Here is a 10,351-nt window from a genome sequence, read left to right on the forward strand (position 1 = left end):
GCTTCGGTGTCCGGGCGGCTGCTGCCCGCCCGGACGGGACGTGCTGCTAGCGGGCCGGGACCTCCACGACGGTGCGTGAGTGTCTCGACTCCTCGGCCGCGAACACGGCGAGGTGGCTCTGGAGGGACTCGACGGCGCCCGAGCGGACGTGCGACGCGTCGCCCGTCGCGACCGCGCGCACGAACGCGTCCATGACGCCCGAGTCGCCGCCGCCGTGGTCGTCGGCCGCGTTGGTCGCGCCGTGGTGACCCGAGTCGTGGACCGTGACCGAGCCGTCCCGGAAGTCGGTGACCCGGATCTTCTCGCCGTCGCCGTCGAGGCAGCCGTGGGTCCCGAAGATCTGCGTCTTGCGGTGGTCCTGCTCCGAGAAGGCGGTCATGGTGAACGTCGCCGCTCCGCCGCCCTCGAGCTCCATCGCGACGACCTGGTGGTCCACGACGTCGTTGTCCGAGGCGTAGACGCACCGCCCGTAGTCGCCCGTGCGCAGCGCCTCGATCACCGAGGCCTCGTCGGTGCCGTCGGTGACGACCGTGACGGGCCAGATCGGTCCCTTCTCGCGCAGCGTGCCCAGGTACAGGCGGGGAGCCGAGTACGGGCAGGTCGGCTCGAGCGGGCAGTCCAGGCAGCGGTCCGCGGCGCCCTCGGGGCGCTCCTCGGGCCGGAAGTGCTTGAGCGAGCCGAAGCTCGCGACCGTCGTGATCCGCTTGCCCGTGACGTAGCGGATCCAGTCCAGGTCGTGGCTCGACTTGGCGAGCAGCATGGGACTCGACGTCTTCTCCGAGCGCCACGGTCCGCGCACGTACGAGTGCGCGTCGTGCCACCAGCCGACCGGCTCGAGGTGCTGCACGTTGACGACCTCGCCCAGGACGCCCGAGTCGACGACCGACTTCATGAGGTCCGTGTACGGCATGTAGCGCATGACGTGGCACACGCCGAACAGGACGCCCGAGGCCTCGACCGCGTCGACGACGTCGCGGCACTCCTCGGGGCTCGGTGCGAGCGGCTTCTCGACCAGGATCGCGTAGCCCTGCGCCGTGAGCGCCACGACCGGGTCGCGGTGCTCGCGGTCCTGGGTCGCGACGATGACCATGTCGGCGAGGCGGGCGGGGGCGCCCGTGGCCTCGTCGCCCGCTGCGACCAGGGTCTCCCAGTCCGCGAACTCTGCGACGGGGGCGGCGTCGGGGTTCGCCGCTGCCGAGCCGGACGCCACGAGCGAGCGCTGGAACGGGCGCGGGTCGGCGACCGCGACCAGGCGTGCACGGTCGGGGTGCGCGGCGATCCAGCGTGCGTAGGTCTGACCACGGTTGCCGGCGCCCACGAGGGCGACGGTCACGGGTGCATCATTGCGGGTCACGAGCGGTCCTTGCTTCGTTGCGGGGGCTGCGGGGAGAGCGGGTGGTGCGGTGAGGGGCCGGGCGAGTACGGCTTCATTTGCTATTTGCTATAGCAACTATGACAGATGATCCTGCGCCCTGACAGCCCGTCAGGTCAACTTGCGACCGAGTCGTTATCTTTCGTGCGGTCTGGGACCGGGCTCGACCAGGGTGGGGGCGCGGGTGTTCCAGCCGGCCTCCTTCGTCGGCCTCCCGCCAGACCCGCCACGGCGGGTGGTGACGATCGGCGGCTCGGTGCCGAGCACGAGGTTGCGGTCGTTTTCCCGCTGAGAGCGGCCGCAACCTCGTGGTCGAGTGCGCGGAACCCCGTTCTCGGCACCGGAGGCTGGTCGCGCCGGCCGTGCTCTCGGTGCCGAGCAGGCGGTTGGCGTCGTGATGCGTGGGATTTCTGACGCCCATCGCATGCTCGGCAGACAGCAACCGCATGCTCGGCAGCCGCCCACCGCATGGTCGACGACCGGGCCGAGACCGGCGGCTGCCGCTGCCACCGGGCCGGTCCGCCGGTGCCGAGCACGAGGTTGCGGTCGCTTTCCCACGGAGAACGACCGCAACCTCGTGGTCGAGGGCGCGGAACCCCGTTCTCGGCGCCGGAGGTCGGAGGCCGGCCGCTCGGTGTCGGTGAACGTCCCGTCGCTGCCCTGATGCCCGTGCGACGCCGGCCGCACCCCTCGTGCTGTCGGGGTGCGGCCGGCGGGACGGGCAGGGGTCAGACCACGAGCGTGCCCGTCGTCGAGACCGTCGGGCCGTCGGAAGGGATCGCGACGCGCTGCACGCCGCTCTCCACGTTGCCCGAGTGCAGGAGGTAGGACCCCGTGCCGAATGCGCCGTCGGCGAGCTGGAGGCGACCACCCGTGAAGGTGGAGCCCACGGCCGACCATCGATTGATACCTGCGTCTAGCTTCACGTGACCAGTGTCACCCGTCGGCGCGGTGGATCGTGCACCGTCCAGGTTCCAGGTGACCGGCTTGTCCGCCTTCGCCCGGCTCAGGAAGGTGCCGCCCGCGGGCGATCCCTCGAGCCGGGCCCCGTCGCCGACCCGGATGGTCTGCTCGGCGGCGCCCGCCGCGACGACCGCGACGTTGCGCACCACGCCGCCACGGATCGTCAGGTCTCCCGACGCCGTCACGGTGCCCTTGCCCTCGGCGGCCTCGAGCGTGCACTGGTCGAGGACCACCGGCCCCGAACCCGCGAACGACGCACCCTCCAGCCCGTTCAGCGTCGTGCGGACCAGGTGGACCGGGTTGGTCACGGTGGCCTGCGTGATCGGGGTACCCGGCAGCACGTTGAAGCGCGATCCCTCGATGACGTTGGGACGCTTCGAGCGGCTCGACGCCTGCGAGACGATCAGGGTGTCGTCGGCCTGGCACCCGCGCAGCTGGACGCCGTCGGCGTTGACCCACAGCATGCCCGAGCCCGCGAGGCCCTCCTTGCGGATGACCTGGACGTCCTCGAGCGTCAGGTCGGTGACCTTGACGCGCGCCACGAACCACGAGCACACGTGCTTGCTGACCGTGATGCGCTTGGCCGACGAGCCCCACGCCGCACCCGAGTTCGCGAACGTCATGAGCCCCGAGTTCCCGACGTACGTCAGGTCGTGCTCGTACTGGCCGTGCGTGACGAACGGGCCCTGGTCGTCGCCGTCGCCGTGGCAGTTCTCCACGAGGCCGTACGCCGAGGCGGTCCAGTCGTTGAGGTGGCGGCAGTTCGAGGTGTGGCAGTCGGACACGTGCCCGTACAGGCAGTAGATCTGCTGCGTCAGGTAGCCCGCGCCGCCCCACGTGATCGAGGCCGGGTTGGCGAGCGAGCAGCGCGACGTCGTGAAGAACGTCGACCACCGGCGCATGACCAGGGGCCAGAACGTCGCGACCCCGTGCACGTTCTCGACGTCGCAGCTCACCGCGTACTCGAACGCGAGCGGGTGCGATCCCGTGTACTGGTCGCCGCCCGCGACGCCCACGAACGACAGGTTGCGCACGTGCACCTGCTGCACGGGCTCGACCTTGGTCCACGTGAGCGTGCGCCCCGCGGCGAGCTCCCAGCCGTTGAGGTAGTTGACGCGCACGTGCGTCGCGTCGACGATCTGCGTGACCTGGACCTGGAGCTGCAGCTCGCGCTCCCACTTGCCCGCGAGCGCGTTGACCTCGAGCGCGTACCACTCGCCCACGGCGTACTGCGAGGAGTCGGCGACCTCGAAGTCGTCGCGCAGCTCGGGCATGACGGCCGTGAGCTTGTGGGTGCGGACGTCGTCGGTCACGGTGCCGCGGAAGAACAGGACGGCCGCGAACGGGTCGTCCTGCCCGGCCTTCTCGATGCCCTCGGTCGTCATGGTGTGCCCGCCGAAGTCGAGCTCGAGGTGCGAGCGCGTGAACCGGTGGCGGCGCACGAAGTTGAGGTCGGAGTGCGCCTCGATACGGCTCACGGTCGGGTCGTTCACGAGCGCGTCGAGCGCGTCGTCGGCCGGGGTGTCCTTCCCGAACAGCCCGAACCAGCGGAAGTCGGCGGTGCCCGTGTGGAGCGTGTGCCATCGCCCTCGGTTCGTCCCCTTGGCTCCGATGTCCTTCGGCGCGAGCACCGTGCCGCCGTTCGCGGCCGCCTCGCTCTTCGCGTCGTAGCGGACCAGGCGCGCCGCACCGTCACCCGGCGTGGCGTGGCCGAGGAGCTGGACGACCGTCCCGTCGTCGATCTTCTTGGCCTTCCAACCCACGAGCTGGGCGACGGACGTCGCGACGAGGACCTCGTCGTCGGGCTCGTCCTTCTTCATGGGCAGCACGCCCGACGGCGCAGCGGCAGCGGGCGTGCCGGCTGCGGCCGACTGGGTGCCCATCAGGGCGCCGGCAGCCACGAGGCCGCCGATCCCGGCGACGCGCAGCAGGTTGCGGCGCGAGGGGGCCTCGACCGTGGGGCCCTGGAGGGGCGAGATCGGCGCCGTCGCCGGCCCGTCGGGGGTCTGTCCGGGCGTGAGGAGGTTCGTCATCTGCAGAGGCCTTTCATCAGGGGTGCTTCCGGGTGGGCAGGGAGGGGGAGTGCTCGTGCGGTTCACAGCGCGAGGGAGTCGGTGACGAGGACGTGGTCGCCCTCGGGGAAGCCGGTGCGGTCGACGCCCTGCTCGACGCAGCCGGACTGGAGCACGCGCGTGGCCGGGGCCAGGTCGTACCGGCCGCCGCTGAAGCGCGTGCCGACCGCGGTCAGCGCGTCGGTGCCCGAGGTCAGCGTGACGTGCGCGGTGGTCCCGCTCGTGGAGAGCGTCGCGCCGCGCAGGTCCACCTGGACCGTGCCCGGGCCCGCAGCCCGCGACACCAGGGCGCCTGCCGTCGTCGTGCCGGAGAGCTCCGCCCCGCGGACCGTGAGCCTCTGGTCGCGGACCCCGCTGAGCTGGATGCCCGTGCCGGTGAGCGTCCCGCCGCTGATCGTGACGTCGGCCGACCCGACGAGCGCGGGGGCCGCGGGGGAGGCCTCGTCGGTCGAGCCGACGAACGTGCAGTCGGTGAACGTCACGGGCCCCGCGCCGCGCAGGATCGTGCCGTCGAACCCGGTGAAGCTCGTCCGGACGAAGTGGACCGGGTTCGCGACCGGCGTCTGGTGCAGCACGCTGGCGACCGGCAGCGAGAAGTGGCAGTCCTCGATGACGTTGGGCCGCTTCGACAGGTTCGACCGCTGGGCGACCGCGAAGAACGACGCGGTGCACCCGCGCATCTGCACGCCGTCGGCGTTGACCGTGAGGCTGCCCTGCTGGTCGAACGTCGAGCGCGCGACCACGTGCACGTCCTCCAGCGTCAGGTCGGTGATCTTGGTGCTCACCGTGAACCACGAGGCCACGTGTCCCTTGACCGTGATGCGCTTGGCGCTGATGCCCCACTGCGCCCCCGAGTTGGCGATGTCCATGAGGCCGCTGTTGCCCTGGAACAACAGGTCGTGCTCGTACTGGCCGTGCGTCGTGAACGGGTTGCCGCCCTGGTCGTCGCCGTCGCCGTGGCAGTTCTCGACGAGGCAGTAGGCCGAGGCCGTGAGGTCGTTGAGGTGGCGCGCGTTGTGCGAGCGGCAGTCCGCGACGCGTCCGTACAGGCAGTAGATCTGCTGCGTGAGGTAGCCCGCGCCGCCGTAGAAGACCGTGGGCGGGTTCGCGACCGAGCAGCGCTCGGTCGCGAAGAACGTGTTCCAACGGCGCATGATGACGGGCCACCACGTCCTGGAGCCGTGCACGTCCGAGACGTCGCAGCGCACCGCGAACTCGTACGCGACCGGGTGCGAGCCGCTGAGCTCGCGGTCGTCGGGCAGCTCCCCGTCGAGCGGGCCGTCGTAGGGGCCGGCCCCGACGAACGTCATGTTCCGCACGTGGACCTGCTCGACGGGCACGACCTTGCGCCACTCGAGCACGCGGCCCGGGGCGAGCTCCCAGCCGTTGCGGTAGTTGACGCGCACGTGCGCCGCGTCGACGACCTCGGTGACCTGCACGAGCCGCTGGAGCTCGCGCTCGTCGCGCCCGCCGCCCGGCCGGGGGTCGACCTGCACGGTCCACCAGTCGCCGACCGCGAACGCGGTCGAGTCCGCGACCTCGAACACGTCGCGCTGGTCGGGCATGGTCTCGACGAGCGTGCGCTGCTGGGTCACGTCCGTCACGGTCCCCTGGAAGAACATGACGGCGCCGAACGGGTTGTCGTGCGCGTTGCGCTCGATGCCCTCGGTCGTGATCGTCCGGCCGCCGAAGTCGAGCTCGAGGTCGGAGCGCGCGTAGGTGTGGCGGCGCACGAAGTTGAGCTCGGTGTGCCCTTCGATGCGGTTCACGGTCGGGTCGTTCACGAGCGCGTCGAGCGCGTCGTCGGCGCTGCCCGTGGGGGCGTCGGCGCCGAAGATCCCGAACCAGCGGAAGTCGGCCGTGCCGGTGTGGAGCGTGTGCCACCGCCCAGGACCCAGCCCGGCCGCACCGAGGTCCTGCGGCGCCAGCACCGTGCCTCCGTTGGGGGTCGCGGTGCTCTTCGCGTCGTAGCGGACGAGGCGTGCGGCGCCGTCGCCGGGGGTCGCGTGGCCCAGGAGCCGGACCACGGTGCCGTGGTCGATCTTCTTGGCGCGCCAGCCGACGAGCTGGGCGACCGACGTCGCGACGGTGAGCTCGTCGTCGGGCTCGCTGTCCTTGCTCAGGCCCAGCGGCGAGGCGAGCGCCGCGGGCGCCGTGCTCGTGGACAGCGCGAACGCGGTCGCGGCCAGCGCGCCCATGCCGGCGACGCGCAGCAGGCCGCGGCGCGAGGGGGCGGTGGTGTCGGAGTCGGGGGAGAGGTGTGGCGCTGCCGCGCTCTCGCGGGCAGTCAGGGGGGTCTTCACGTGGGTCACCCTTCGGACGAGTCGATGAGACGGGTCCGTTCAGGCGTGGCCGACGCGCGGCAACGGGGGAGTGCGGGTGGAGTCCGCCGGGCCGGGGCTGCGGTGACCGGGGACGGGAGTGCGAGGGAACGGTTCAGGCTGTGTGCGGCAGGCCGCGACAGCAGGATGGATGCGCTTCGTTGCGTCCGGATGAATCGGGCATTTCCCGGAGATTAGGCCGGTGCTATAGCAATGTCAAGAGGTTGATGACGAGCCGCCAGGTCCGTCGGGTCCTTCCGGGGCGGGGCGGGGTGGGACGCTGCCGGCTGGGTGCCCGCTGCGCCGAGATGCGTCCGACGGGGGTTCGGCGGGGCTCCGCGGCCCCCCTTGGGCGCATCTCGGCGCGCGTCGGGTGGCAAGGTCGCGCGGCGACGTCGGCCGCATCTCGGTGCGCGTCCCCCGTCGGGCACGACGTCGGCGCCCCGTGCTTCACAGGTAGTCGCCGGGCCAGTGGAAGCCGGCGGCCGGGCCGCTCGTCGCGGCGCGCAGGGCGTCGATCTCCGCCGCTGGACGCCGGACCGGTCGCAGCATGCCCGTAGCGTCCGACGTCCTCTCGCGGCCCTCGGCAGCCAGGAGCACATCGGTGAGGACCGTGGTCGCCGGGGTGCGCGGCAGGCGCACCTCGGCGCGGGTCGCGCCGCGCTCGTGGCCCAGGGTGTGGGCTGCCTTCGCGAGCGCCTCGACCGCCGACGTGTCGTCGGGCCCGACGGCGAGCTCCCGCACGCGCAGCGTCTCGCCCTCGGTCTCCGCGACCAGGTAGCCCGCGATCGTGCCGTCGGGGCGTCGAGCGGTGAGGAGCTCGGCGGCCGAGTACCAGAGGGGGACCCGGTGCTGCCAGTGCTCGGCCGTCCGGCGCGTGGTCACGGGCGCGTCGTGGAACGCGTCGTGGAGGGTCGCGAGGTCCTGCCACAAGAGGTCGGTGCTCCAGGCGGGGAACGTGGTGGGGGTGGCCGAAGCTGCGCGCGCCGCCCCCTCGTGGCGGACCGCGAGCCTGGTCGCGCCCGGCTGCCCGGCCGGGCCCGGCTGCCCGGGGCGAGCGGCGCCGTCGGGCCGGAGCGGACCCGAGATGACGGGGACCTCGAAGGTCTCCCAGCCGCTCGGGCGGTAGACGCCCGGCGTGCCGGTGAACAGCAGCGAGGCGTCCATGCCCGCAGCCTCCATGCGCTCGACCGCCGCGGCGAGCGCGAGGCGGACCAGGCCGCGCCCGCGCACGTCGGGCGCCGAGGCGACGTTCGAGACGCCACCCACGGCCAGCGTGGTGGCTGCCCCGTCGGGGCCGGGGAGGCCCACGAGCGTGCGCGGGCTCCAGCAGACCGAGGCGACGACGCGGTCCGGCTCTGCGCCCGTCCCTGGGAGGACGGCGACGATCGTGCGGTCGAGCCGGTCGGTGTCGGTCTCGTAGACCGGGACCATGAGCGGGGCGTCGAACGCCGCAGCCCACAGCGTGTACAGCGACGGGACGTCGGCGGGGGTCGCGGTGCGGAATTCCATGGGGCTCCTCGATGAGCCTGCGGGATGTCGTCGCAGGTGGGGATGGGTGCGCGAGGCGGTCCAGGTACGCCTGGCCCTGCCGGCTTGACGCTTTGCTATAGCAAGAATAGTCTCGCAACCACGTTCTCGAGTGAACGATGCACGGCAACGAAGCACGTGCGAGGTCGGGCTGGACCTCGCACGACGTGTCCATCCCTCGACCGCCACGACCCGCACCGACGCGAGCCGTCCCTTCGCTGCCCACCCCTGTTGACGGGGTGTGCGCGGCACGCCACAGTGCTCCCATGACGACGACCACCGTCGACGCCGCCTCGCTCCTCGCAGCGACCGAGGCCAGGCGTCGAGCCCAGCGACGCGCCACGTCCCTCCCGCTCACGGGGACGGCCGCAGGGCTCGCGGTCCTCGCCGTGTCCCTCTGGAGCGACCCCTGGAGGTTCTGGCCGGGGATGCTCGTCCCGTCCCTCGTGTACCTCGTGTTGTGGGTCGTCGCCGCGCGTCGCACGAGGCGCGGACCGGCGTGGGCGACCGAGGGCAAGGACCGGTACGGCGTGGTCCTGCTCGTGCTCGTCCTGCTGGCGTACTTTTCGGGTCCGATGATGCTCCGGTTCGCCGGTCCTGCCTTCGCGCTGGGCATCGGGCTGCTCCTGCTCGACGGTCGCACCGGGAACCCGTTGCTCCGGGGCCCGGGGATCGCGCTGGTCGTGACGAGCCCGATCGTCGCGCTCGTCCTGTCCCGCGCACAGGGACCGCTGCTCCTGGTGCTCGCGGTCGGGTGCGGTGCGCTCGCCCTCGTGGCGTCCCGGCGCGAGGCCGCGCTGCTGTCGGAGCGCGCGTGAACGAGCTCGGCATCCGCACGGTCATGGAACCGACCGACCCCGGGACGCTGGCGTACCGCGACGAGTGGACCGTCGACGGCGAGACGCTCACCCGGCTCGTCGATCGAGTGTCCCTTGCGGAGGGACCGGGAGGGCTCGCGGCCCCGCTGGTCGACCTGAGCCCGTTCCTGCCGGCCACCGCGTCGGAGTACCTCGACGCGCTGCTCGGCGGCGGAGCCCCCGACGACGTGAGCGTCTTCGCCGACGGTCGTGTCCCGCTGCTCGTCTGCCCGGTGTGCGCGGACCTCGGGTGCGGCGCGGTGAGTGCGCGGCTCGTGATCGGTCAGGGTGTCGTCGAGTGGCGCGACCTCGGCTGGCAGGTCCCGGGCGACCGTGCCGACGAGGGGGTCGAGGACGTGCCGTTCACCCCGCCCGTGCACCTGGTCTTCGCGCGTGACGCGTACGAAGCGCTGGTCGGCCGGCTGCTGCTCCGCTACCTGCAGGCCTGACCCCGCACAGCCCGTCGCGTCAGCGCGCGGCCTCGACGGCCCCGGCCACGGCCCCAGCCACCGGAGCAGGGCCGGCCTCTGCCTCGCCCTCCTCGGTGTGGCTCTCGAGCCGCGCCGCAGCCTCGCCGATGTGCTCGGCCATGACGGTCCGCGCCCGCTCGGGGTCGCCGCTCGCGATCGCGTCGATGATGAGGTTGTGCGTCTCGGCGTGCGCGACGCGCGCCTCGGGGTCCAGGGCCACGTTCGCGGCGCGCAGGAAGCCCGTGATCCGGGAACGGAGCTGGGACGTGATGGTCATGAGCATGCGGTGGTCGGCGAGCTCCCAGAGCTGCTCGTGGAAGCGTCGGTCGAGCTCGAACACGCGGGCCGAGCTGCCGCGCTCGGCCGCGTCGACCATCTGCTGCACGGTCTTGCGCAGGCGGGCCTCGGTCTTGGCGTCCCACTCGGCCTGCACGCGCACGACGACGAACTGCTCGAGCAGGGTGCGCAGGCTCGAGATCTCCTCGAGGTCGCGGCTCGTGAGCGCGGCGACGCGCGCCCCGCGGTGGGGGAGGCGTTCGACGAGCCCTTCCTCGGTGAGGCGGGTGAGGGCCTCGCGCACGGGGATGTGGCTCGTGCCGAGGCGTTCGGCGAGCTTGCGCTCGACGAGTCGGGACCCGGGCGCGAGGTCGCCGCTGAAGATGGCCTCTCGCAGCTCGACGGTCACGCGGTCGGCGACGTTCAGGTCGGGCACGCTCTTGAGCGCCATGGGTTCTCCGTAGTGTTCTGCGGTCCGATCCGGGAGGTG

General features: G+C 72.4%; 7 protein-coding genes. 2 read left to right on the forward strand and 5 right to left on the reverse strand.

Annotated elements, in window-relative coordinates; translation table 11 throughout:
* Positions 1–46 precede the first annotated feature (46 nt).
* From ASE15_RS09885 to ASE15_RS09900, 4 genes are all read right to left on the reverse strand, one after another.
* On the reverse strand, positions 47–1,354 hold the full coding sequence (locus tag ASE15_RS09885; protein WP_056763100.1) for a Gfo/Idh/MocA family protein: 1,308 nt from the start codon (positions 1,352–1,354) through the stop codon (positions 47–49).
* A 746-nt stretch (positions 1,355–2,100) separates the two neighbouring features.
* Positions 2,101–4,368, reverse strand: coding sequence for a peptidase C14 (locus ASE15_RS09890; RefSeq protein ID WP_235534318.1), 2,268 nt, complete (start codon positions 4,366–4,368; stop codon positions 2,101–2,103).
* A gap of 62 nt (positions 4,369–4,430) precedes the next feature.
* Positions 4,431–6,710, reverse strand: a complete 2,280-nt coding sequence (locus ASE15_RS09895) for a peptidase C14 (protein ID WP_235534319.1) — start codon at positions 6,708–6,710, stop codon at positions 4,431–4,433.
* Positions 6,711–7,178: 468 nt separating this feature from the next.
* Positions 7,179–8,240, reverse strand: coding sequence for a GNAT family N-acetyltransferase (locus ASE15_RS09900; RefSeq protein ID WP_056763102.1), 1,062 nt, complete (start codon positions 8,238–8,240; stop codon positions 7,179–7,181).
* A gap of 284 nt (positions 8,241–8,524) precedes the next feature.
* On the opposite strand from ASE15_RS09900, the gene ASE15_RS09905 reads away from it, so the two are divergent.
* Both ASE15_RS09905 and ASE15_RS09910 read left to right on the forward strand, forming a co-directional pair.
* Positions 8,525–9,076 carry a hypothetical protein gene (locus ASE15_RS09905; RefSeq protein ID WP_056763104.1) on the forward strand — a complete coding sequence of 184 codons (552 nt, stop codon included), beginning with the start codon at positions 8,525–8,527 and terminating at the stop codon, positions 9,074–9,076.
* Positions 9,073–9,564 (forward strand): hypothetical protein, encoded by a 492-nt coding sequence (locus ASE15_RS09910; protein WP_056649623.1) that lies wholly within the window; start codon positions 9,073–9,075, stop codon positions 9,562–9,564. The genes ASE15_RS09905 and ASE15_RS09910 overlap by 4 nt, the downstream gene beginning before the upstream one ends.
* Positions 9,565–9,583: 19 nt before the next feature.
* Here the strand turns inward: ASE15_RS09910 and ASE15_RS09915 are convergent, their stop codons facing one another.
* Positions 9,584–10,312: a GntR family transcriptional regulator gene (locus ASE15_RS09915; protein WP_082608794.1), complete on the reverse strand. Its 729-nt coding sequence runs from the start codon at positions 10,310–10,312 to the stop codon at positions 9,584–9,586.
* Positions 10,313–10,351 lie beyond the last annotated feature (39 nt).

Origin of the sequence: Oerskovia sp. Root22 (assembly GCF_001429135.1) — a bacterium.
GTDB lineage: Bacteria > Actinomycetota > Actinomycetes > Actinomycetales > Cellulomonadaceae > Oerskovia > Oerskovia enterophila.